Below are 23,480 nucleotides of genomic sequence, written 5' to 3'. Positions count from 1 at the left end.
TGGGGAGCTTGGTTTTATAACGTGAGAATGACAATTTTCATGAATAGCGGCTATAAAGGGATCATATAAAGAACGGGAAACGGACTGTCCTCCTAATATAGAAAGACAGAACCCCATGAGTGGAAGGGATTGGTATGAAGGGGTGTTCAATTACTGTAGCGTATCGTCATGAAAGGATTTTCAAAAGGTCAATTGACAAGTCTTTTAGCCAAAGCAGTCTGAAAGACAAAGGATAACGGCGTTGATTTACGGTTTGTTTATCATCTTCTGATCACCGTTGGATGTTAAAAAAGCTTGTATTTCTTCGATGCCTAGTCCAATTTTTTTCGCTTCCTGAATCAAATAAACCCACTCTTCGTCAACTCTTCTTTTCACTTGCGTATCCATAATATCCTCCAGTTCAATAAGACATATTCATCTGCAACCAATGACTTGAACAAACCGTCTAGTAACTGTACGTGTGGATGAAAACAGCGCAAAATAGATTTTGTCGAAAAATGATGACATTTAACCTATTTTGTAAAATCTATCACCTACCACGTTCCTAAAAAAATGACTAAAAAACCCATAAATATTGATTTCTTACTTCTAATAATAAACAATTGTAAAGTCAGTTAAAAGATTATAAATTAAAATAATGAAAAAGACCTAAATCATTTGGCTTATATAAACCAATTAGGTTGACATTTGCCATCAAGTAGAACAAATTTCATCTGTTCAGGACGTACATATTGTTCGTTTGGGAAGTTCTTCTCAAGATGGTATTCTAAAAGAAACAGAAACCACCAAGAAGGAATGAAGAAAGACATGTATAGCCTTTTTCAAAAGTATCAAGAAGTTGTCATGTATCTTGTGATGGGTGTGTGTACAACCATTGTCAACATAGTCAGCTTCTACTTATTCGTTGAGATGTTTTCCATGGATTATAAAACAGCTACAGTTGTTTCATGGGTATTTGCTGTTCTCTTTGCTTATATCACCAATAAGAAGTATGTCTTCAAGCAAAAGGCTCGTGATACGAAAAGCCTTATGCGTGAGCTTTCTTCATTTTTTAGTGTTCGTCTCATGTCTCTAGGTGTAGATCTGGGGCTGATGATTTTATTTGTGAGCCAAATGGCGCTCAATGAAACCGTCGCAAAAATTCTTGTCAACTTTGTGATTGTGGTCGTGAATTATGTCGCCAGTAAATGGTTCGTCTTCAAGAAAACAAAAGAAGATGCGATTTAACACATGAAAAAAGATAGGTGATGTGAAATGAGCAGCAGGCCAGACGAATTATATGATGTCATATATCAGCAAACAGAAAAGCAGCATGAACAAGTGCTGAGGCTAGTCAAAGAAATGACCGCACATCCAGAAGCGTTTTCGGAACAAGAAAAGGAAAAGATCAACCGAATGGACATTGCGCTTCAAACGGCAACGGACATTTTAGAAAACTTAATGACACCTGACACGCAAATGACCATTGTTTTAAGACAAGGGAGAATTCATGTTGACCTGACGAAAGCGTAAAAGAAGCAGCCAATTGTGAAAGCGGCTGCTTTTTATTATGCATCGCTTGTTTCCCGCAGTTGCTTTGGAGACATGCCGATTTTCTTTCGAAAGACTTTATTCAAGTAATTCGCATTTCGGTAGCCGCACTGTATGGCGATTTCTTCAATCGAGTATTTTGTTGTTTTCAGTAACGTTTCCGCCTTTTCTAACCGGATATTGGTTAGATAGTGAATAGGTGTGAAGCCAGTGGCCTTTTTGAATTCCCTCGTAAAATGACTTTTGGATAAACGTGCCGCAGCTGCCATATCGTCCGGGCCAATTTCCTCGTGAAAATGATGGCTGGCAAACAAGGCAGCTTGAACGATGGGCTCGGGCCATTTCTCCATTTGTCCCTCAAGCTTTGGCAAATATGAATATAGTTCCATGACAAATTGATAAGCAAGGCTAGACCCCTCAAATGGATTGGTAATCCGTCTTTCACTGGCTTCATCATAAATGTTCTTGAGCAGGCGGATCGGTCTGGAATTTGGATGAAAACGCATGACCTGCTTTCCTTGGTCAATAAATTGGTCAAAGCAAAGATCGCAGGCTTCCCCGTAAAGCGTTAAATAAAGGAATTCCCAATGCTCACTGTCCTCTGGAAAATAATATTGATAGGCACTTGGGCTTTTCACGAGAAAGGCCTGACCCGGCAACACTTTGAAACGTTTCTCTCCGATTTCAATCATGCCATGTCCAGACAGTGTGAGCTGAAAGATGCACTTGCCCTGATCTTTCCGCTCCACGCCATTCCAGCTATATAACGAAGATGATTGTACTTCCCAGCCAACAGACCATATTTGCGCCGGCAATGTCACATCAGAATGGTGAAAACGAAATGCAAATGCTTCCTTCTTCAAATTGGAAATCCTCCTTCGCAGCAAAAAACAACCTTTTTCTATTTAGAATCATGTTACACCTCATATCACATCGTACCATTCACAGCAAAAAAAGGGTATTTTTTAACGGTTTTTTTACCATTGAACTGATGCTGCTGGGACAACTAAAATAAAAGTATCAGAAGAGAAAAGGGGAATGGATATGATCGAGACGTTACGCGCGGCATTTCACCAGCAATTTGGAGATGGAGAAGAACTTCGCTATTTTTTTGCCCCAGGAAGGGTGAACTTGATTGGTGAACATACAGATTACAATGGAGGCCATGTGTTTCCATGCGCACTTACTCTCGGAACGTATGCTGCTTGTGCGAAGCGTTCAGATGGCCGCGTGAGAATGTATTCCTTGAACTTTGATAGCGATGGTGTGAAAGAATTCAACCTTTATGAAATCGCTTACGTGGAATCGGACAGCTGGGCGAATTATCCGAAGGGTGTGTTCAATCAGTTTATAGAAGCAGGGATGAAGATAGAAGAAGGCTTTGACATTGTGTACAGCGGCAATATTCCAAATGGCGCAGGTCTGTCTTCCTCTGCCTCCATTGAGCTTGTCACCGCTGTTCTCATCAACGAATGGCATTCATTCAGCGTTTCAAATGCCCGTCTTGCCCTCCTCTCACAGCGTGCAGAAAATGAATTTATTGGCGTCAATTGCGGGATCATGGATCAGTTTTCGATTTCCCTTGGAAAAGAAGATCACGCCATTTTGCTCAATTGTGACACCCTTGCCTTTGAATACAGTCCTTTTCGGCAAGAGGGACTGGCGCTTGTCATCGCCAATACAAATAAAAAGCGGACACTGGCTGATTCCAAATACAATGAGCGCCGGGCAGAGTGTCAATCAGCTTTAAATGATCTTCGGAAAAAAATCGACATCACCCACTTATGTGAGCTCACTGCGGATGAATTTGCAGCACATGCCCACTTGATTGAAGATGACATATGCCGCAAACGGGCAAGACATGTCGTGACGGAAAACGAGCGGACGATGAAAGCAGTAAATTTTCTGAAAGATGATAAAATGGAAGAACTAGGTGGGCTCATGAAGGCTTCTCATCTTTCTTTAAAGAATGATTATGAAGTAACAGGACTTGAACTAGATGCACTGGCTGAAGCAGCTTGGCGGCACCCGGGGACGATTGGCTCCCGTATGACAGGTGCAGGCTTTGGCGGATGCACGATCAGCATTGTGAAAGAAGAACTGCTGGGTTCATTTATAGAAGAAACTGGTGCGATATATCAAGAGAAAACAGGCATTCAAGCCTCTTTTTACACAGCTGGAATTGGAGGCGGCGCAAGAGAACTCACAAAGGAGGAAGTGTGATGACAATTTTAGTTTGTGGAGGAGCAGGGTACATAGGCAGTCATGCGGTGGCGGCTCTTCTAGCGAAAGGCGAACGAGTAGTGGTAGTGGATAATTTGCAGACAGGCCACAAAGAAGCTGTTTTGGAAGGAGCTGTCTTAGAAGAGGGAGATTTACGGGATCACGTCTTTTTAAGACAGGTTTTCAAAACGCATCAAATAGAAGCGGTCATGCACTTTGCGGCAGATTCACTTGTCGGGGAGAGTGTGACAGACCCGCTTAAGTACTATGACAACAACGTCGGCGGAGCAACCGCTTTACTACAAATAATGAATGAATTTGATGTGAAACACATCGTCTTTTCTTCAACTGCTGCTGCATACGGTGAACCGAAGCGCGTGCCGATCGTTGAAACGGATGAAACGAACCCAACGAATCCTTATGGAGAAACAAAATTAGCGATTGAAAAAATGCTGAAGTGGTCTGAGCAAGCGTATGGAATAGAATACGTGGTGCTTCGGTACTTTAATGTAGCTGGTGCCCATACAGAAGGACTTGTCGGAGAGGATCATCAGCCTGAAACACATCTCATTCCAATTATTCTGCAAGTTGCTTTAGGAAAACGGGATCAGATCAAGATTTACGGTGATGATTATGAGACAGAGGACGGCACGTGTATTAGAGATTACATTCATGTGATGGACTTAGTAGAGGCACACATCTTAGCCGTTGATCGGCTGCGTGCTGGAAAAGGTAGTGCTACCTACAACTTAGGGAATGGAACAGGTTTCTCCGTGAAGCAGGTCGTAGAAGCTGTCAGAAAAGTCACGGGGCATGCCATCCCGGCACAAGTGGCAAAAAGACGCGCGGGAGATCCAGCAAAGCTGATTGCTTCTTCTGAAAAAGCGCTGCAAGAATTGGGATGGACACCTCAATATGCTGACCTTCACACGATCATTCAGAGCGCGTGGGATTGGTTTCAGAAGCATCCAGATGGCTACCAAAGTGAATAAAGCGTAACAGGCAGGCAAGAGAGGGGACAGAGGGAATGGCGATTGATATTTTTGGAAAATTGGAACAGCTGATTCAATACGGGATCAATAAAGAGCTGATGACATCACTAGATATCGATTATACGAGAAATCGGCTGCTTGAGGTGCTCGGGCTCGATGACGCTGAAGCAAGAACAGTCTCAGGAGAAGGAGACCTTGAAGACATTTTAATGCCGATGCTGGATTGGGCAGTAGAAACAGGCCTTATTCCTGAGGGGACGGATACGTATCGTGATTTACTAGATGCGAAAATCATGGGCTGCTTGGTGGCACCTCCAAGTGTCATCTATGCGAAGTTTGAAGAAAAACGCCAACATGAGGGACCAGAGGCAGCTACAAGCTGGTTCTATGCGATGCAGCAGCATGCCCACTATATTCATACAGGCAGGATCGCCAAAAATGTACAGTGGTTTACACCAACAGACGATGGTGTGCTGGAGATCACCATTAATCTATCAAAACCGGAAAAGGACCCCAAAGCCATCGCTGAAGCTAAGAAGCTCAGTCAAAAGCAATACCCTCTTTGTCTCCTTTGTAAAGAAAACGTTGGCTTCGAGGGGCGGATCAACCATCCAGCGAGACAGAATCACCGGATTATTCCTGTGACACTCTCAGGTGAATCGTGGTTTCTGCAATTTTCACCTTATGTGTATTACAACGAGCACTGCATAGTGTTCAAAGGTAAACATGAGCCAATGAGCATCACCAAAAAAACCTTTGAACGACTGCTTTCCTTCATATCTATATACCCGCACTATTTCATCGGGTCGAACGCCGACCTTCCGATTGTCGGAGGCAGTATATTAAGTCATGACCATTTTCAGGGCGGTGCACATGAATTTCCGATGGCGAAAGCAGAGATGGAAGAAGTCTTTTCTCTCAAAGCCTTTCCGGATGTGCGAGCTGGCATTGTGAAATGGCCGATGTCTGTGATCCGCCTTCGAAGCAGCGAGCGGCAGTCGCTCGCGGACGCAGCAGACTTTATCTTACATGAGTGGAAATTGTATTCAGATGAAGAGGTGGGGCTGATCGCTCATACAGGAGAGACTCCGCACAATACCATTACACCTATTGCGCGACGCCACGGGGATGACTATGAATTAGATTTAGTGCTGCGTAATAACCGTACAGACAAGCGGCACCCAGACGGCATTTTCCATCCGCACGAAGAAGTCCACCATATTAAAAAAGAGAATATCGGATTAATTGAAGTCATGGGCCTTGCTGTCCTTCCTGGCAGATTAGCAGAGGAGTTAAGCCAATTAAAAGAGGCATTGCTATCCGAAAGTCCTCTTGAAGAAATCAAAGCCCGTCCTGCTATCATGAAACACGAAACATGGGCAAAGCGTCTGCTTGAAGAGAACACCTTTACAGAGGACAATACCGAAACCATTTTACAACAAGAAATTGGCTCTATTTTTTCTCGAATTCTCTCGCAGGCGGGTGTGTTTAAAAGAACTGAGCAAGGGAAAACAGCTTTTAACCGTTTCATTCAAACACTTCATACAGGCAGGTGATTAGATGATTGAACAAGTAAGAGAGCTAATGGAAGAAAAGCAGCTTGATGGTGTCTTGATTCAAAAGCGAAATAACTTCTCCTGGCTGACAGGCGGAAGAAGGAATCACATTGTGTTAAATACGCCAGAGGGCGTGTGCCAGCTGCTCGTCTTAAAAGACGACCTCGTCCTCATTGTGAATCAAATGGAAGAAAAGCGGATCATTGAAGAGGAAATGGCGTATGTCGATCATCCCTTTCAGGTGGTCACAATGGATTGGTATGAGGATGAGATCCCCTACATTCAAGAACTCACAAAAGGTAAACGAATTGGGGCGGACATTCAAATGGATGGATTCGAATGGATCGAGCCGGATTTGTCACATGTTCGATCGATCCTTACTGCCTCGCTGCTCAGTCAATATGAAATCCTTTGTCATGAAACAGCGGTCATTGTAGAAAGTGTCTGTCAAGAAATCGTGCCAGGGCAGACCGAACACGAAATTGCTTCGCTTATTGCTCAAAGAGCCATTGCACAAGGGATGACGATAGAAGTCCTGCTTGTGGCAACGGATGACCGGATCCATCAATACCGTCACCCGATTCCAACAGAGAAAGCACTTCAAAAGCACGCGCTTGTTGTCCTCTGTGCAGAACGGCACGGGCTCGTAGCGAATGTCACAAGGTCTGTTTACTTTGGTCAGCTTCCAAAGGAGCTTGAAGAGAACAAAGAGCGGCTTGCACGAATTGATACAGTCATGAATGCCGCCACACGTCCTGGTAAAACATTAGGAGATGTACTGAAAGCAGGTATTGCTCAGTATGAAAAAGAGGGCTTCCCTGATAGCTGGAAAAAGCTTCATCAAGGGGGAAAGACGGGATTTGTATCTAGGGAAATCATTGCTGTTCCCTCATCGAAGGAAGAAATTCAGCTGCATCAAGTGTTTACGTGGAATCCTTCATTGCCTGGACTGAAATCAGAGGATACGATAGTAGTAGAAAAAGAGGGCAACCGCTTTTTAACCTATACAGGCAAGTGGACGTACATGGACATTGAACATGAAGGGGAGATCTATAGACGACCTGACATCTTAGTGAGAGATGAATAAATGCAGAGTGCCGGCGCTGAGCCGGTTTTTTGCTGGAAGTCTTTAGCGAGATTCCACTAATTCAGCATCATTACCAATTCTTACAGCGTATCGCAGAGAATCGATACTTTCTTTTCTTGTGAACTTGCGTTAAAATGAGTAAGGTTTTTGTTAAATGTGGGGATACCTATTTCAAAATTGTTTACCTAGATAAAATTTCATTAAGTTAAATTGAAATTCGACCAAACTTTTTTATTGTGGTAAACCTAAATTTGACAAAGTTCTTGATTGTTTGTCCTTTGCCTTCAACTCTCAACTTTTCAAAATCCTAGAAATTTATTGTGTGTGCAATAATATAAATTTATGTCGAATTTATGACATTTTAATAGAAATCTGTTGAAAAATAAATGAACTTTTGAAAAAAGGGAAGCTAACTCTAACAGATTTTGATAGCATTACAAAGGGAAGAAAAGTTTTCGAAGGCAGATGGCTTTTCACAATTATTCAGCAATTTATACATTATCTAAGGAAGGATGGTGATCTTCTTGTTCAGAGCCATTAAACCTATGCTTTTATTAGCGATGCTCGTGAGTGTTTTTTTATTAGGAGGTTGCAGCAATATCGCTGTTTTAGATCCTAAAGGACCTGTCGCAGCACAACAAAAAGACTTAATCCTTTTATCCATTGGATTCATGCTCTTTATCGTTGGTGCGGTATTTGTACTGTTTACCATCATTTTGGTTAAATACCGTGAGCGTAAGGACGTTGGAAACGCCTCTTATAACCCAGAACTACACGGGAATACGCTTCTAGAAGTTATCTGGACAGTGATCCCAATATTAATCGTTGCTGCCCTTTCGGTTCCAACTGTAAAAACAATTTACTCTTTGGAAGAGGCACCTCAAGCAACAAGCCATAAAGATCCACTTGTCGTTTATGCTACAGCTGTTGATTGGAAATGGATCTTTAGCTATCCAGAGGAAAATATTGAGACAGTGAACTACTTAAACATTCCAAAAGATCAGCCGGTTTTATTCAAAATCACTTCCGCTGATACAATGGCATCACTATGGATTCCTCAGCTAGGCGGGGAGAAGTATGCGATGGCTGGAATGGAGATGGAACAATATCTTCAAGCTGATCAAGTTGGCACATATGAAGGAAGAAACGCCAACTTCACAGGCGAGGGCTTTGCTCAGCAAAAATTCAAAGTCAATGCGATGACGCAGTCTGACTATGATAAATGGGTAAGCAAAACGAAGAAAGAAGCACCAAAGTTAACGAAGAAAACGTATGACTACTTGATGCTTCCGGATGCTGCAGATGTGCAGACATTCTCATCAACACATTTATCCTTTGCGAAGCATGGAGAGGATTCTGAATACGCACTCCAAGCACGCAAACGTTTAGGTTACCAATCAGTTTCTCCGCATTCCAAAACAGATCCTTTCGAGAATGTGAAGAACTATAAAAGAAAACTAGATAATGAATAAACTGACTAAGGAAAGGAGGAGGCCGTTATGCATTTGAAATGGGATGAGTTTTTTGTAACTGGAGACCCATTAATTCTTGGTGCGCAAATTTCTATCGCTCTTACTTCCATTGCCATCGTGTTTGTTTTAACCTACTTTAAAAAGTGGAAATGGCTCTGGAAAGAATGGCTAACATCAGTTGATCATAAAAAGCTTGGGATCATGTATATCCTTGCTGCTGTGATTATGTTCTTCCGCGGTGGGGTAGACGGACTGATGATGCGCGCACAGCTGGCGCTTCCTAATAATACGTTTTTAGATTCCAACCACTATAATGAAATTTTCACAACGCATGGTACGATCATGATTCTATTCATGGCGATGCCATTTTTAATTGGTTTAATCAACGTCGTTGTTCCTCTTCAAATTGGTGCACGTGACGTTGCATTCCCTTATTTGAACAACCTTAGCTTCTGGACATTCATGGTTGGAGCGATGCTGTTCAACATTTCCTTCGTCATTGGAGGATCACCAAGTGCAGGCTGGACGAGTTACATGCCGCTCGCCGGAAATGATTTCTCACCAGGTCCTGGACAGAACTATTACTTGCTCGGGCTCCAAATTGCAGGTATTGGTACACTTATGACTGGTATTAACTTCATGGTGACCATCTTAAAAATGCGTACAAAAGGTATGACGCTTATGCGTATGCCAATGTTTACATGGACAACATTGATTACGTCTGTCATCATCGTATTCGCATTCCCTGTATTAACAGTTGCTTTAGCACTTATGACATTTGATCGTTTATTCGGTTCTGCATTCTTTACACTCGAAGCAGGCGGTATGCCAATGCTTTGGGCGAACCTTTTCTGGATTTGGGGACATCCTGAGGTATATATCGTCATCCTGCCGGCTTTCGGTATTTTCTCAGAAATCTTTGCGACGTTCTCAAGAAAACAGCTGTTTGGTTACAAAGCGATGGTTGTATCGATTGTGGCAATCTCTGTTCTTAGTTTCCTTGTGTGGGTTCACCACTTCTTTACAATGGGGAACAGTGCAGCGGTTAACTCATTCTTCTCGATTACAACAATGGCGATTTCTGTACCAACAGGTGTGAAAATCTTTAACTGGCTCTTTACGATGTATCGAGGCCGTATCAGCTTTACTTCACCAATGCTTTGGGCACTTGGTTTCATCCCGAACTTCGTTATCGGTGGTGTCACTGGGGTTATGCTTGCGATGGCAGCTGCGGATTACCAGTACCATAACACGTACTTCCTTGTATCCCACTTCCACTATGTATTAATCGCAGGTACTGTCTTTGCTTGTTTTGCTGGTCTTGTTTTCTGGTATCCAAAAATGTTTGGTTACAAGCTAAACGAAAGAATTGGCAAATGGTTCTTCTGGGTATTCATGATCGGATTTAACATCTGTTTCTTCCCGCAGTACTTCTTAGGACTGCAAGGAATGCCAAGACGTATTTATACGTATGGACCAGAAGATGGCTGGACTGCACTAAACTTTATTTCAACAATTGGTGCATTTATGATGGGTATCGGATTCATCATCCTTTGCTACAACATCTACTACAGCTGGAGACACGCGAAACGTGAAGTGTCTGGAGACAGCTGGGGAGATGGACGTACTCTTGACTGGGCGACATCTTCTGCAATTCCGCCGCATTATAACTTTGCAGCACTTCCAGAAGTGACAACACCAGATGCATTCCATCATTGGAAGCAAAACAACGTAGACGTTCATCCTGAAAAAGAATTCAAGAAAATTCACATGCCGCACAATTCAGGCAGACCACTCATCATGTCTGCATTCTTCGGACTTGGTGCATTCGGTCTTGTATTTGAATGGTACTGGATTGGCATTATTGGCTTAATCGGTGTATTCGCAACAATGATTTTACGCTCATTTGAATATGACGATGGCTACTATATTCCTGTTGAAGAAGTGATTGAAACAGAGAAAAAGAATAAGGAGGCGCAGAAGTAATGGGACATAATGATAGCAGCTATGCAAATGCACCGCTTGAATATCAGTCTGAAACAGGACGTTTAAACATCCTTGGTTTCTGGATATTCCTTGGCGCGGAAATCGTGTTATTCTCAACACTTTTTGCGACCTACTTTGTTCTTCATGGCAGAACAGCTGGCGGCGTTTTACCAGCTGAGCTGTTCGATATGAAGCTTGTATTGATCATGACATTCCTGCTATTGGTTAGTTCATTTACATGCGGGATTGCTGTTCATGAAATGCGCCGTGGAAGTACAAAAGGGGTTGTCATTTGGACGATTCTGACACTGCTTCTAGGTGCAGGCTTCGTTGGCTTTGAGATTTTCGAGTTCTTCCATTATGTACATGAGGGTGCGAGCATCCATACAAGTGCGTATTGGTCTGCATTCTTTGTACTCTTAGGAACTCACGGACTACACGTATCCATCGGTATCTTCTGGATTACCGGGGTCTTGTTCCAAATTAAAAAACGTGGATTAACTCCACAAACAGCAGCGAAGATTTTTATCTCAAGTCTATACTGGCATTTCCTTGATGTTGTATGGATTTTCATCTTCACAGCTGTTTACTTGATCGGATTAGGGGGGCTTTTGTGATATGGCTGGAAAAACAAATTCCTCAGCAGAGCACGAACACTTCCCTTGGAAACACGTAGTTGGCTTCATCCTATCCATTGTGCTAACAATCTTAGCATTCTGGATTGCCATTGGAGCTGAAATTGGCAGTTCTGCAAAACTATGGATTATCTTTGGTTTTGCTTTCATTCAAGCGTTCTTGCAGCTATTCATGTTTATGCACATGACAGAAAGCGAGAACGGAACTGTTCAAGTCGGAAATACATTGTTTGGTCTGTTTTGTGCGATAATCTTCGTTATCGGATCTGTTTGGATCTTTGCGGCTCACTACAGCCACGGAGAGAACAGCAAAGACGGTTATTCACCTTCTGCGCCAAAGCAGTCTGAGCATTCAGAGAAATAATAAAAAAACCACTCATCCCTCAAAGGTGAGTGGTTTTTATCATGATGTTGATTACGCCTCCAATAGGTGGTGCGTGATTTATCTGGTGCTGCTGAATCTTTTGCGAATGAATGGAAGTCCATAAATGAGAAACGCTGCAATGTGTGCCAAAATGACGTTAATGGCAAAGAATGCGATCATGAAGGTATGTCCTGCTGGAGATAAACTGCTCGTCATGTAAAGACCGAAGAAAATCCACATAATCATAATGGGTGGAATAGAAGCTAGTGCAATTTTTCTGTTTTCAAGCCATAAAAACAGGGGTGTAGCCGTTGCAATACATAGGTACGCAAAGAACATATCCATCGTATCCAACTCCTTTGTAAGTTGATATCCAAATCAAATGAGAGGTCAGGATGCAATTGTGTCTGTTTTTAGGAGATATTGTGAACATTTTGTTACAAGTATTATACCACAATTGACTTTGAAGTAAACTCAATAATTGGAAAATGGGCCTTATTCCGTAGAAAGTGGCTTTTTCCTTTTCTCTCCGTACAGCTTATGCTGGCTTGATAATTGCTTGTCATATCGCCACATAGGTCATTGAATTTTCCCCTTAATATCTGTAAAATAATCTTTTTAAAGGACTCATGATCGGATGAATGGAAAGAGTATAGAGGAATTTTTTCCTATTGTTAGAATGAAAAGTATTTCATTTTTTGAAAAATGATTGGAACCTTTCGGATGTATCTTCCGTCATATTTAAGGTGAGTTGCTTTTGTGAAAAATTCAATCTAATATAAATAAGGGCTTTTATGTTTTGTAATAAGGGTGGTTAGTTCATGAACAAGCAGAATACATCTCCGTACTATCAAGGGGATTTAATTTTTATATTTTTAGCCTTCTTTGCCATCAGTGTCATTGCGATTTATGCTGCGGGTCAATTTGGACAGTATGGATCTAATGCATGGACGAGGCAGATTATTTACTACATGGTCGGAGTTATATGTATTGTAGCCATAAATTACTTTGATTTGGAGCAATTAGAGAAGCTAAGCCTCTATATTTTTATAGGTGGCATACTGTTGTTACTTTTTCTGAAAGTCGCTCCTGCACAAATCGGAGGTCATGATTTTGCTCCAATTAAAAATGGTGCAAAAAGCTGGTTTGTGATACCAGGGATTGGGACACTTCAGCCTTCAGAGTTTATGAAAATTGGTTTGATTATGATGCTTGCATCTGTCATCGGTAAGTCAAGCCCTAGAGGAAAACGGACATTAGAAGATGATATCTTCCTACTATTAAAAATTGCCGGTGTAGCAGCCGTTCCAGTTGGACTGATTTTCTTACAGGACGCAGGTACGGCAGCTGTCTGTATGTTTATTGTCGTTGTGATGGTGTTTTTATCAGGGGTTAATTGGAAGCTGATTTCTCTCATCGGTTCTGTGGTTGTGCTTTTAGTTGCCGCTGTGTTAGCCGTGATCATTCTCTTCCCTGATGTTGCGAAAACAATTGGCATTCAGCAGTATCAGATTAACCGGATTACCGCTTGGCTGCCTGATAGCTCTACGTCAGCCAACCAAGCGCAGACTCAGGATGCGTCTGGGTCTGATAAATATCAAGTAGACCAGGCCATTATGGCTATTGGTGCTGGACAGATTTTTGGGAATGGGGTTAAAAACTTAAAAGTCTATGTCCCAGAGGCACAAACAGATATGATTTTCTCCATTATAGGAGAAGCCTTTGGCTTTATCGGCTGTGCTTTTGTTGTGATCATGTTCTTCTTCTTGATCTACCGGCTTGTCGTGCTGATCGACCGTATCCATCCTTATAGCCGGTTTGCGTCATTCTTCTGTGTAGGATATACAGCACTCATTGTGATCCATACGTTCCAGAACATTGGGATGAACATAGGCGTGATGCCTGTAACAGGGATTCCACTTCTATTTATCAGCTTCGGAGGAAGCTCTGTCTTATCTGTCCTCATTGGATTCGGGATTGCTTATAACGCAAGTGTTCAATTAACGAAATACCAAAGTTATTTATTTAAATAAAACGGGTAAGGGCAGTCTAAGTATAGACTGTCTTTTTTCATGCGAGTTTTAATTTTTGAAAAGCCATATGTCTTTGTCATATGATAGTACAAGTGAAGGAGGTCTTCGAATTGAACAAAACGATAGAAACGATATTAAATCATCGGTCCATCCGTTCGTTTACAGACGAGCGTTTGTCCGAAGAAGAGGTGCTGACACTCATTAAAAGTGCACAGGCTGCTTCGACATCAAGCTATGTACAGGCGTATAGTATTATTGGAGTGACAGATCAAGAGAAGAAGGCCAAGCTTGCTGAACTGGCTGGGAATCAGCCATACGTTGAGAAGAATGGGCATTTCTTTGTCTTCTGTGCAGACTTGAAACGCCATGATGATATTGCAAAAAAAGCAGGGGAAAATCATCAGGAGGCGCTTGAGAATACGGAAGCCTTTCTCATTAGCGTCATTGATACGGCGCTCGCTGCGCAAAATATGAGTGTAGCCGCAGAATCAATGGGACTTGGGATCTGCTATATTGGCGGTCTGCGTAATCAACTGAAAGAAGTGTCTGAATTACTTGAAACGCCATCTTATGTGCTGCCGTTATTTGGTCTGGCTGTCGGACATCCAGCGAGTCAATCGTCACAAAAGGAACGGCTGCCAGTTGAACTCATTTATCATGAAAATGCATATCAGCAAGATGAAGCGCATGTGGATCGTTATTTAAAAGAATACGATGATCGTATTTCATCATATTATGAAGAACGAACAAACGGAGAGAGAAAAGATACTTGGTCTAAGCAGATGCTTCGCGGCTTTAGTCAGCCAAAGCGTGCCTTCCTTGGAGAATTTGTTAAAGAGAAGGGCTTTAATCGAAAATAAATAAGACATCCCCCCTTTCGATTGAGAGAGGGGGATTTCTGTAAGAGGTGCAGCATGATGAAATTAAGTATACTGGATCAATCTCCTTTGATCGGAGATGCAACACCTGCTGAAGCATTGAAGCAAACGGTTGAATTGGCAAAGCAGGCAGAGAAGTGGGGCTATCACCGTTTTTGGGTATCAGAGCATCACTTTTCAAACCGGCTTGCAGGGTCGAGTCCAGAGGTGCTACTCGGTCATTTATCAGCCGTTACGTCACATATACGTATTGGCTCAGGCGGTGTGATGCTGCCTCACTATAGTGCCTATAAAGTAGCAGAGAACTTCAGGGTTCTCGAAGCACTGGCTCCTGGCAGAATTGATCTTGGGATTGGACGTGCTCCTGGTGGTATGCCCATTTCCTCCATTGCCCTTCATCATGGTGAACGAAAACGACTAGGTGATCAATATCCTGAGCAGGTAGAAGAATTGAAGGTCTATTTACACGACCTAGCGGATGAATTTTACCCGCTGCCCCATTTAACCGCTTCTCCGAAGGTAGAGACTGCACCAGAGGTATGGATGCTTGGTTCCTCTGGAGGGAGTGCAAGACTTGCGGCGAAAGCAGGTGCAGGCTATACGTTTGCTCTATTTATCAATGGCGAAGGCGGAGAAGATTCTGTGGAGCAATACATCAACCGGTTCGAACCTTCAGCATTCGGTGATGAGCCGCGCGTCAGTCTTGCGGTCTTCGTTTTATGTGCTGAAACAGAGGAACAGGCAGAAAAACTGGCAGTCAGCTTAGATTTATCCTTACTCGCCAATGAACAGGGGCAAAACCTCGGGGGCTTTCCTTCATATGAAAAGGCACAAGCTTATTCCTACAGTCCATATGAACAAAAACGAGTGGCTGCCAATCGTCAAAGGATGGTGGTTGGAACGCCATCTTCTGTGAAAAAGCAGCTGACGGCACTAGCGAAAGCGTATCGTACAAATGAAGTAATCGCTGTGACGATCACTCACCACATGCAAGACCGGCTCACATCGTATCGTTTATTAAAAGAAGCCTTTGATGCATAACGTATGTATGTCTGTTTACCGTCCACGCAGCCAATAGAGGGGGAAAAGGAGCATCATGATGAAAATAAACGCGGCTGTCACCAGCAAACTAAGCGGGTAATGAAGGACACATAGACCGTCAGCTCGCATGGTTGATGAAAAGGACGAGGATGTTTCGCGTGTAAAAGGGTGAAAAAATACATCAAAGTGATCGTTAGAAAAAAAGCAGTCAAAAAAGAAACGATCCATAGCAATATCAACATCAGACTCTCTTTCCTCCATATATAATCAAAAAGCCTTGATGAGCTAATCCGCTCATACAAGGCTTTTCTTGTGATTCACGTTTATTCAGGATAAATATCGAAGGGTTCCTTCGTTTGAACAGTGTCTGATTTCCCTTTCAAACTTGCATACGCAAGCATTGTATACTCACCAGGTTCCAGCTTTTGACCTTGATTGATCGTGCCATTCCATTTTACGCGGTGTTCTCCTTTATCTACATGTTGATAAACACCTGCTTCACCTAAATACTCTCCATCTGTCGAATAGACGAGAAATGCAAGGTTCTCAGCGCCACCAGGCAGATAGCTGCTAATGACATAGCTTCCAGCACGGTTATCCGGCTCGACGGAAACCGAAGTGACGCGCGGATAATCAGGCTCTTTTATAATCAATAAAGTAGGAATCTCTGTGACCTTTCTGCCATTTTCACGAAGGGTAATGCTGCCTTGGTACGTTCCTTTTTTGGTTTTACCGTATTTCACTTGTACCGCGGAAGTAAAGGACCCAGTGGAATTCCCTTTGACAGTGATTTTTTTCGTTCCGTTTGTGCTGATGCCGCTGCCATTGAATTTGTAATCAATGGTATACGTTTTCGGTGCTTTTGAAAGGTTTTCTACCTTGAATTTCTTCGTTTTGATTTGAACGCCTTTTTCTTTCAAGAAAGTGCCGTAAGAATAACTCGCATCAGAAACGATAGATGACGCTTGGAGTGATTCGATGATGCGAACACTGCCTGTCCCTTGTGTGTTATGAGGGAATGGGCTGCCGTTTGCGTCAAAAAGTTTTTCTGCTGTATTCATCAGCAATGCTTTGATCTGTTCTGTTGAGTAAGATGGTTTTGCTTGCTTGATGATCGCTGCGACCCCTGCCACATGCGGTGAAGCCATGCTTGTTCCTTGCTTTGAGCCATATCCGTAAGGCTGAGAAGGGTTATGCGTTGGAATCGTACTCACAATGCTGACGCCAGGTGCTGATAAATCAGGCTTAATCATCCACGTATCCACAACTGGTCCGCGAGATGAGAAGTCAGCGACTTGCTCACTAAGTTCTTTGACAAATTGAATGGAGAAAGTCGTTGTATTATTACCAGTCTCAATAGTTTTAACAAGTGCTGTTCCTTCAGCTTTTGAAAGCTTAATCGTAGGAAGAGCGAGACCCGGTACATCGACTGGAATTTCTCCATCGGTGTTGTTATACATCACAACGCCGATTGCACCAGCAGCTTTTGCATTGTCTACTTTATCAACAAAGGCAATGGCTCCTCGTTCGATCACGGCAACCTTTCCTTTCACATCGATGTCTTCAAATGCTTTTTCGTCACCGATACCTGCATGGACGAGTGTGACTTGTTTTTGGTCAAGTGCTTTTAAATCACTCTCTTGATAGTAGCCCATCACTTTTGCAGTAGAATAGTTCGGGAATTTCACACTATAAAGGCTGTACGGAAGTTGAGTTGCTCCGACAGAAATGGCATCTCTTGACGTGCCGGGAGAACCGACTGTCCAGCTGTTCGGTCCGCTGTTTCCATTCGATGTGACAGCGACAACGCCTTCAGACATGGCCCAATCGAGTGCGATGCTTGTGGCATAATCAGGGTTATTCACACTGTTTCCGAGAGAGAGGTTCATGACATCTGCTCCATCAGTAACAGCGCGGTCGATGCCTGCAAGAACGTTCTCAGTTGTCCCAGACCCGCCTGGTCCAAGTACACGGTACGCAAGAAGTGTGGCATCCTTTGCGACACCTTTAATTTGTCCATTGGCAGCAATTGTTCCTGCGACGTGTGTGCCATGGTCTGTCGATTCACCTCTAGGGTCTCCTTTAGGCGTCTCTTGCGGAGAATAATCGTTATCAACAAAATCATAGCCTTTGTATAAACCAAAGTTTCCTTTTAAATCAGGGTGGGTATAGTCTACTCCAGTATCAATGACAGCGACTTTTACCCCTTTTCCAGAGTAGCCGGCATCCCAAGCTTTTGGTGCACCGATAAATGGAGCGCTTTTATCCATAAGAGGGGAGACATCTTCATTTGGAAGCTGAATGCTTTCCTTTTTCACTTCATCTGTTTTATATGTAACATCCGGATAAACGGCTTTTACTCCGTCAACTGCGAGCAGCTTCGGAATTTCGTTTGCAGGAAGTTTCATAGAGAAACCAGAGAAGACTTTTTCATATTCTTGACGAACACTCGCTTTATCAATTTCTTTGAGTGCTGCATTTTTTACTTTTGTTCGAGATTTTTTGAGGGAGGCCTTTGTTTGAGCTTTGCCTTCTTGCTTGGCTTCAACTAAGGATTTTTCCTTTAATTCAACAATAACAGTGGTATGTTTTCTAGAGTTGACATTGATTTCACCGAAGATTTCTGCTTTTTCCAATTCCACCTGTTTGTTCGATGGAGCGGCAGCAGCCTGTTGACCTGTAAAGAATGTGGATAAAATAAAAATAGTGGAGAACAATAGAACAGAAGAACGAGAGATGACCTTTTTCATTAATTTTCCCCTTTCTAGCTGTGTTTTTAGGGAGATAGCCTTTCTTTTTGTGGATAAATAGGAAAGATTCACTGCCCGTTATTAAGTATTCAATACGATGAAAACAATTCCTTTACTAAAATGGTCTTATTTTACATAGTTATAAAGAACTATTTTGTTTATAAAGTCTCACTTATGCACAAACTCCTGTTGATAACTCAATTATTTAGATATATATATGGAAAATAAAAAAATCGCATACACAAAATCTAGTAATGGGATGTTGATATGTGGATAAACCCTGTTGATAAGGTGTGCTTATCTTTTGGATAGAGTGTGTATAAAATTTTTATTCAAACATCCTCGTACTTGATGATCTTCTGCACTTTTCAACAAAACTTCTGAAAACTAGTTTGTTTTTTCACCCAGATTGTGACAAACCTCTCTTTTTTCTCGGGATATGATAGGAGCAGTTGTTTTGCTAGAACTGCTAGATTCTAAGAAAAGCGGAGGGATGTTCAGTGAGGAAATTCAAAAACTGGTTGAGTGTATGGTTTGGTTTCATGATGAATGTGCTTGTGAATCCTGGTGTGATGATGAAGCAGCAACGTTTTCAGGCGGCCGCGGTGGATGATAGGTTCTTTCAAGTCGTGAAAGAGAGAGAGCTAGAGAAGCTGGCAGAAGAAAAGAAGAAGAAGCGCAGGTCAGAGAAACCGTTTAAGCAAAGTCTGATGATGCTTGATGAGAAGACGGCGAGAGAGGCGCGTGCTGGTCCGCTCTTACCTTTACATGAGAGATGAAACAGGGTAAAATCCCTCATAAGAAACGTTATCTGGTGGGAGAGGATACCCCTTGAAGATATATAAGATATTGAATAACAATGCGGTGATTGTAAAGGAAGGTGATCAGGAGAAAATTGTGATGGGGCCTGGAATTGCTTTTCAGAAGGGGAAAAATGACGTCGTTCCCGTTCAAAAAATAGAGAAAATCTTTGTTGTGCGTGAAGAAAATGAGAAATTCAAACAAATTCTTGCGACATTGCCAGAAGCGCATATTGAGGTGGCAGAGCATATTATCAGTTATGCAGAAGGTGAACTGATGATGCCGCTTAGTGATCATATTCATATATCACTGACTGACCATTTATCCTTTGCCATTGAGCGCATTCAAAAGGGCATTGTGCTATATAATAAATTGCTTGGTGAGATCAAAGTCTTATATAAGCAGGAATATGATATTGGAAAGTATGCCATTCGTTATGTAAAGGATCGGCTTGGGGTTGAACTGCCGGACGATGAGGCAGGATATGTGGCACTCCATATTCATACGGCCAAAATGAATACGGAGTCTATGAAAAAGACCGTGAAATATACAACGATGATCAAAGAAATGATCGAGCATATAGAAAGCTATTTTCAACATTCAATTGATGAGGATAGTATTTCCTATCAGCGGCTTGTGACACATTTGAGGTATGCATTAGGCAGGTTGGAATCAAATGAGGCATTTCAAATCATGGACGATGACATGCTGAGTTTTATCCAAACAAAGTATGATTTGGCTTACCGGTGTGCACGTGGACTCGCTGATTTGTTAAAAAATGAATATGAACTTCATCTCCCTGAATCGGAGATCGGCTACATCACGCTGCATGTCCAGCGTCTGCAGGATGCCGAATTGGTTTAGTGGTTGTGCCTGCATGCAGGCTTTTTTTTATGCACACTACTCTTATTAGTGTATATGGGTCAATTGATTCGAAAAAAGAGGTTGACGCACGTCTCACTCTTATACTATGATGAAAGCGTAATCAAAACTTGATATCGTGGGATTGTGACTGCCAGGCAGGCAAGACCTAAAATTTGCGTAACGAGGGGACGTGTATGTCCTTTTATCGTTGGTGAATTTTAGGTCTTTTTTGCTTTAAAAAAGGAGGAGACAACATGGATTATCAAAAAACAGCCAAAGAATTAACAAAACGATTAGGCGGCAAAGAAAATGTCATCAGTGCCACGCATTGTGCAACAAGACTCAGATTGGTGATAAAAGATGAGGAACTGATTGACAAAGAAGCCATTGAGGAACTTGAAGGGGTGAAGGGGGCTTTCTCAAGCTCGGGACAATTCCAAATCATTTTTGGAACGGGGGCAGTCAACAAAGTATATGAACCATTTGCTCGTGAGACTGGTCTTGAGACAGGAGACGAGAAACAAAAGCCTGTCAGCCATGATGAAGCAGTGAAACAAAAAATGAATCCACTTGCACGTTTTGCAAAGACGTTATCAAATATTTTTGTACCGATCATTCCAGCAATTGTTGCAAGCGGTTTATTAATGGGCCTATTAGGCATGATGAAAGCCTTCAAATGGGCTGACCCAAGCTCTGCGATCTTCCAAATGCTTGATATGTTCTCAAGTGCAGCCTTTATCATTTTGCCGATTTTAATTGGGGTCAGTGCAGCGAAAGAGTTTGGTGGAAATCCGTATTTAGGAGCCGTTATTGGGGGGATTATGATTCACCCGAACCTGCTCAACCCGTGGGGGCTGACGGATGCGAAACCAGAGTATATGCATTTATTCAATTTTGATATTGCTCTTCTTGGTTACCAAGGAACAGTCATTCCAGTCTTATTGACTGTGTACATCATGTGTCTTGTTGAAAAGAATTTAAGAAAAGTGGTTCCGAACAGTATTGATTTACTTGTGACCCCGTTTGTGACGGTGATTGTGACTGGATTTGTGACGTTTATTGCAGTTGGACCGCTTGGAAGAATGCTCGGTACTGGAATTTCGAATGCATTGACATTTATTTATGATCATGCAGGCTTCTTAGCAGGACTCATTTTCGGAGGTGCCTACTCTCTCATTGTTCTTACAGGGGTTCATCATAGCTTCCATGCGATTGAAGCAGGACTGCTGAATGATATTGGGCGTAACTATTTGCTGCCAATTTGGGCCATGTCCAACGTAGCTCAAGGCGGGGCGGGATTGGCTGTCTTTTTCTTAACGAAACGCGCGAAAACAAAAGAAATCGCACTTCCTGCAGCTTTCTCAGCTTTCCTAGGTATTACCGAGCCTGTCATATTCGGTGTCAACCTCCGCTATCGTAAGCCGTTTATTGCCGCGATGATCGGAGGCGCATTAGGCGGGGCATTTGTTGTCTTCACGAAGGTTGCAGCCAACGCCTATGGTTTAACGGGTATTCCGATGATTGCGATTGCCGCGCCATACGGTGTGCAGAATGTGGTGAATTATGTGATTGGTATGTTAATCGCTGTTGCTGTTTCATTTACTCTCACCATCATCTTTAAAGTAAAAGAAGTAGAAAAATAATCAAGGAGTGGTCACAGTCATGACAACAACTGACGCAGCACTTCGTCAAAAGGTAGCAGACCGTATTCGAAACTATGAGCATTTGGTGAAAAAAGATGTGTACCGTCAGCATTTTCATTTAATGCCGCCAGTTGGTCTTTTAAATGACCCGAATGGGTTGATTCAGTGGAAAGGGGTTTACCACGTTTTTTATCAGTGGCAGCCATTCAAAACGGGACACGGCGCAAAATTTTGGGGCCATTACACATCGACAGATCTAGTGAATTGGCAGCACGAGGAAGCCGCCCTTGCCCCAAGTGATTGGTTTGATCAAAACGGCTGTTATTCTGGCAGCGCAGTCATTGACGATGGACAGATGTATGTGATGTACACTGGAAACGTTCGCGATGAACAAGGAAACCGTGAGACATATCAATGTTTAGCTGTTTCAGAAGATGGCATTCATTTTCAGAAAAAAGGTGTCGTGGCGACGCTACCAGAAGGATTCACCGCCCATTTTCGTGATCCGAAAGTATGGAAGCGAAATGGCCAGTGGTACATGGTTCTTGGTGCACAAAGCCTGGACCTGAAAGGGAATCTCGTCTTGTTTACCTCTGATACTTTAGACAATTGGACGTTTCAAGGCATGATTGCTGGCAGTGGGAAAAATGGATTAGAGGATTTCGGTTATATGTGGGAATGTCCAGATCTATTTGAATTAGATGGCGGGGATGTATTGATTGTGTCCCCGCAGGGGCTCAAGCCGGATGGCTTAAAATATCATAATACACATCAATCAGGCTATTTTGTTGGGAGATTGGATGATCATACCTATCAATATACGCACGGAGCGTTTGAGGAGCTGGACCGCGGCTTTGACTTCTATGCGCAGCAAACCTTTCTAGACGAATCAGGCAGACGTCTTTTAATCGGATGGATGGGGGTGCCTGATCAAGGAGAAGAGCATCATCCAACGATTTCGTATCAATGGATACACTGCCTCACGATCCCGAGAGAGCTGCGTTTAGATGATAACGGACATCTGATTCAAAAACCAGTCACTGAGCTCCAGGCGATGAGAACCAATGAACAAGAGAATGTTTTTCATATCAAACGCTCCGTCCAATCGATTCCTGTAGATGATATTACAAGCGCAGAGGTATTCATTGATCAAATTGACACACAAAAAGGGTTTGAATGCTGTATTCGAGCGGCAGCCCGTATCATTTATGATAAAGATGAAGGCAAATTAACATTAGAGCGAGATCGATTTGAAGATCGATCAAAAGAAGTTCGAGAAGTAGGAATAGAGGAATTACACGACCTTCACATCTTTATCGATGCATCGTCGATCGAGATTTTTGTAAACGGAGGCCGAGAAGTATTTACTGCTCGTTACTTTCCTTCCCCGGGAAATAAATCAATCTCGATCAGTGGCAGAAATGAAACAAAGCTTAAACTAAAAACATGGCATTTACAAAGAAAAGCAGATCAATGATCTGCTTTTTCTAGTGAAATCCGCCTGCATCTTAGAACCTATAGCATGTATATACAAGGGTGGTCTGAAGCGGTTTGATGACGTTTTACATATATGATAACAAGTGGAATTATGGTATCATTTTAAAATATATACAGCTGAGGCTGAC

21 protein-coding genes are annotated in these 23,480 nt (G+C 42.5%); 17 read left to right on the top strand and 4 right to left on the bottom strand.

Annotation, left to right across the window (positions count from 1 at the left end):
* Window positions 1–246: 246 nt before the first annotated feature.
* Window positions 247–387, bottom strand: a complete 141-nt coding sequence (locus C6344_RS13200; protein ID WP_008345506.1) for an anti-repressor SinI family protein — start codon at window positions 385–387, stop codon at window positions 247–249.
* Window positions 388–843: 456 nt separating this feature from the next.
* Between C6344_RS13200 and C6344_RS13195 the strand changes: the two genes are divergently transcribed.
* Both C6344_RS13195 and C6344_RS13190 read left to right on the top strand, forming a co-directional pair.
* Window positions 844–1,227, top strand: a complete 384-nt coding sequence (locus tag C6344_RS13195) for a GtrA family protein (protein ID WP_012011676.1) — start codon at window positions 844–846, stop codon at window positions 1,225–1,227.
* A gap of 27 nt (window positions 1,228–1,254) precedes the next feature.
* Window positions 1,255–1,512, top strand: a complete 258-nt coding sequence (locus C6344_RS13190) for a hypothetical protein (RefSeq protein WP_003215318.1) — start codon at window positions 1,255–1,257, stop codon at window positions 1,510–1,512.
* A 35-nt stretch (window positions 1,513–1,547) separates the two neighbouring features.
* Here the strand turns inward: C6344_RS13190 and C6344_RS13185 are convergent, their stop codons facing one another.
* Window positions 1,548–2,393 (bottom strand): AraC family transcriptional regulator, encoded by an 846-nt coding sequence (locus C6344_RS13185; protein ID WP_034660412.1) that lies wholly within the window; start codon window positions 2,391–2,393, stop codon window positions 1,548–1,550.
* A 181-nt stretch (window positions 2,394–2,574) separates the two neighbouring features.
* On the opposite strand from C6344_RS13185, the gene C6344_RS13180 reads away from it, so the two are divergent.
* From C6344_RS13180 to qoxD, 8 genes are all read left to right on the top strand, one after another.
* Entirely contained in the window at window positions 2,575–3,753 is a 1,179-nt protein-coding gene (locus C6344_RS13180) for a galactokinase (RefSeq protein WP_411265997.1), read from the top strand.
* Entirely contained in the window at window positions 3,753–4,745 is a 993-nt protein-coding gene (galE, locus tag C6344_RS13175; RefSeq protein ID WP_106048054.1) for a UDP-glucose 4-epimerase GalE, read from the top strand. Before C6344_RS13180 ends, galE begins: the two co-directional genes overlap by 1 nt.
* A gap of 35 nt (window positions 4,746–4,780) precedes the next feature.
* Window positions 4,781–6,301, top strand: a complete 1,521-nt coding sequence (gene galT / locus C6344_RS13170; RefSeq protein WP_106048056.1) for a UDP-glucose--hexose-1-phosphate uridylyltransferase — start codon at window positions 4,781–4,783, stop codon at window positions 6,299–6,301.
* 4 nt (window positions 6,302–6,305) lie between these two features.
* Window positions 6,306–7,388, top strand: a complete 1,083-nt coding sequence (locus C6344_RS13165; RefSeq protein WP_106048058.1) for a M24 family metallopeptidase — start codon at window positions 6,306–6,308, stop codon at window positions 7,386–7,388.
* Between the two features lie 515 nt (window positions 7,389–7,903).
* Window positions 7,904–8,860 carry a cytochrome aa3 quinol oxidase subunit II gene (gene qoxA / locus C6344_RS13160; RefSeq protein WP_095285740.1) on the top strand — a complete coding sequence of 319 codons (957 nt, stop codon included), beginning with the start codon at window positions 7,904–7,906 and terminating at the stop codon, window positions 8,858–8,860.
* 27 nt (window positions 8,861–8,887) lie between these two features.
* Window positions 8,888–10,846 (top strand): cytochrome aa3 quinol oxidase subunit I, encoded by a 1,959-nt coding sequence (qoxB, locus tag C6344_RS13155; RefSeq protein WP_060597551.1) that lies wholly within the window; start codon window positions 8,888–8,890, stop codon window positions 10,844–10,846.
* Window positions 10,846–11,463 carry a cytochrome aa3 quinol oxidase subunit III gene (gene qoxC / locus C6344_RS13150; RefSeq protein ID WP_007497820.1) on the top strand — a complete coding sequence of 206 codons (618 nt, stop codon included), beginning with the start codon at window positions 10,846–10,848 and terminating at the stop codon, window positions 11,461–11,463. Before qoxB ends, qoxC begins: the two co-directional genes overlap by 1 nt.
* Before the next feature lies 1 nt (window position 11,464).
* Complete coding sequence (gene qoxD, locus C6344_RS13145) at window positions 11,465–11,845, top strand: cytochrome aa3 quinol oxidase subunit IV (protein ID WP_003215204.1); 381 nt, start codon at window positions 11,465–11,467, stop codon at window positions 11,843–11,845.
* 78 nt (window positions 11,846–11,923) lie between these two features.
* Here qoxD and C6344_RS13140 read toward each other — a convergent pair whose 3' ends face one another.
* Window positions 11,924–12,190 carry a spore morphogenesis/germination protein YwcE gene (locus C6344_RS13140; RefSeq protein WP_003215279.1) on the bottom strand — a complete coding sequence of 89 codons (267 nt, stop codon included), beginning with the start codon at window positions 12,188–12,190 and terminating at the stop codon, window positions 11,924–11,926.
* 476 nt (window positions 12,191–12,666) lie between these two features.
* Between C6344_RS13140 and C6344_RS13135 the strand changes: the two genes are divergently transcribed.
* The 3 genes from C6344_RS13135 (at window position 12,667) to C6344_RS13125 (ending at window position 15,797) form a co-directional block, all read left to right on the top strand.
* A complete protein-coding gene (locus tag C6344_RS13135; RefSeq protein WP_058013388.1) occupies window positions 12,667–13,878 on the top strand; it encodes an FtsW/RodA/SpoVE family cell cycle protein in 1,212 nt (403 codons plus the stop codon).
* A gap of 110 nt (window positions 13,879–13,988) precedes the next feature.
* Window positions 13,989–14,738, top strand: coding sequence for an oxygen-insensitive NADPH nitroreductase (nfsA, locus tag C6344_RS13130; RefSeq protein ID WP_034660404.1), 750 nt, complete (start codon window positions 13,989–13,991; stop codon window positions 14,736–14,738).
* Window positions 14,739–14,792: 54 nt separating this feature from the next.
* On the top strand, window positions 14,793–15,797 hold the full coding sequence (locus C6344_RS13125) for an LLM class flavin-dependent oxidoreductase (RefSeq protein WP_189293862.1): 1,005 nt from the start codon (window positions 14,793–14,795) through the stop codon (window positions 15,795–15,797).
* A gap of 323 nt (window positions 15,798–16,120) precedes the next feature.
* Here the strand turns inward: C6344_RS13125 and C6344_RS13115 are convergent, their stop codons facing one another.
* Window positions 16,121–18,547 (bottom strand): S8 family peptidase, encoded by a 2,427-nt coding sequence (locus tag C6344_RS13115; RefSeq protein WP_106072991.1) that lies wholly within the window; start codon window positions 18,545–18,547, stop codon window positions 16,121–16,123.
* A 500-nt stretch (window positions 18,548–19,047) separates the two neighbouring features.
* On the opposite strand from C6344_RS13115, the gene C6344_RS13110 reads away from it, so the two are divergent.
* The 4 genes from C6344_RS13110 to C6344_RS13095 all read left to right on the top strand — a co-directional run bounded on the left by C6344_RS13110 (window position 19,048) and on the right by C6344_RS13095 (window position 23,332).
* Window positions 19,048–19,326, top strand: a complete 279-nt coding sequence (locus C6344_RS13110; RefSeq protein ID WP_106036410.1) for a hypothetical protein — start codon at window positions 19,048–19,050, stop codon at window positions 19,324–19,326.
* Window positions 19,327–19,378: 52 nt separating this feature from the next.
* Complete coding sequence (locus C6344_RS13105) at window positions 19,379–20,212, top strand: PRD domain-containing protein (RefSeq protein WP_066031570.1); 834 nt, start codon at window positions 19,379–19,381, stop codon at window positions 20,210–20,212.
* A 254-nt stretch (window positions 20,213–20,466) separates the two neighbouring features.
* A complete protein-coding gene (locus tag C6344_RS13100) occupies window positions 20,467–21,855 on the top strand; it encodes a sucrose-specific PTS transporter subunit IIBC (RefSeq protein WP_106072990.1) in 1,389 nt (462 codons plus the stop codon).
* A gap of 19 nt (window positions 21,856–21,874) precedes the next feature.
* The gene (locus C6344_RS13095) at window positions 21,875–23,332 is read left to right on the top strand and encodes a sucrose-6-phosphate hydrolase (RefSeq protein ID WP_106072989.1); all 1,458 of its coding nucleotides are present in this window, start codon (window positions 21,875–21,877) and stop codon (window positions 23,330–23,332) included.
* Window positions 23,333–23,480 lie beyond the last annotated feature (148 nt).

The organism is Bacillus sp. GBSW19, from assembly GCF_002998655.1.
Taxonomy (GTDB): Bacteria; Bacillota; Bacilli; order Bacillales; family Bacillaceae; genus Bacillus.
Note: the sequence above shows the minus strand (reverse complement) of the source record. Positions and strands in the feature narration are given on the sequence as shown.

Excerpts from the sequence above, each read along its gene's own strand:
- C6344_RS13135 (WP_058013388.1), top strand. The coding sequence starts at position 12,667 with ATGAACAAGCAGAATACATCTCCGTACTATCAAGGGGATTTAATTTTT.
- C6344_RS13200 (WP_008345506.1), bottom strand. The coding sequence starts at position 387 with ATGGATACGCAAGTGAAAAGAAGAGTTGACGAAGAGTGGGTTTATTTG.
- C6344_RS13140 (WP_003215279.1), bottom strand. The coding sequence starts at position 12,190 with ATGGATATGTTCTTTGCGTACCTATGTATTGCAACGGCTACACCCCTG.
- qoxD (WP_003215204.1), top strand. The coding sequence starts at position 11,465 with ATGGCTGGAAAAACAAATTCCTCAGCAGAGCACGAACACTTCCCTTGG.
- C6344_RS13195 (WP_012011676.1), top strand. The coding sequence starts at position 844 with ATGTATCTTGTGATGGGTGTGTGTACAACCATTGTCAACATAGTCAGC.
- qoxC (WP_007497820.1), top strand. The coding sequence starts at position 10,846 with ATGGGACATAATGATAGCAGCTATGCAAATGCACCGCTTGAATATCAG.
- qoxB (WP_060597551.1), top strand. The coding sequence starts at position 8,888 with ATGCATTTGAAATGGGATGAGTTTTTTGTAACTGGAGACCCATTAATT.
- C6344_RS13095 (WP_106072989.1), top strand. The coding sequence starts at position 21,875 with ATGACAACAACTGACGCAGCACTTCGTCAAAAGGTAGCAGACCGTATT.
- C6344_RS13100 (WP_106072990.1), top strand. The coding sequence starts at position 20,467 with ATGGATTATCAAAAAACAGCCAAAGAATTAACAAAACGATTAGGCGGC.
- C6344_RS13165 (WP_106048058.1), top strand. The coding sequence starts at position 6,306 with ATGATTGAACAAGTAAGAGAGCTAATGGAAGAAAAGCAGCTTGATGGT.
- C6344_RS13180 (WP_411265997.1), top strand. The coding sequence starts at position 2,575 with ATGATCGAGACGTTACGCGCGGCATTTCACCAGCAATTTGGAGATGGA.
- C6344_RS13125 (WP_189293862.1), top strand. The coding sequence starts at position 14,793 with ATGATGAAATTAAGTATACTGGATCAATCTCCTTTGATCGGAGATGCA.
- C6344_RS13190 (WP_003215318.1), top strand. The coding sequence starts at position 1,255 with ATGAGCAGCAGGCCAGACGAATTATATGATGTCATATATCAGCAAACA.
- C6344_RS13115 (WP_106072991.1), bottom strand. The coding sequence starts at position 18,547 with ATGAAAAAGGTCATCTCTCGTTCTTCTGTTCTATTGTTCTCCACTATT.
- galT (WP_106048056.1), top strand. The coding sequence starts at position 4,781 with ATGGCGATTGATATTTTTGGAAAATTGGAACAGCTGATTCAATACGGG.
- galE (WP_106048054.1), top strand. The coding sequence starts at position 3,753 with ATGACAATTTTAGTTTGTGGAGGAGCAGGGTACATAGGCAGTCATGCG.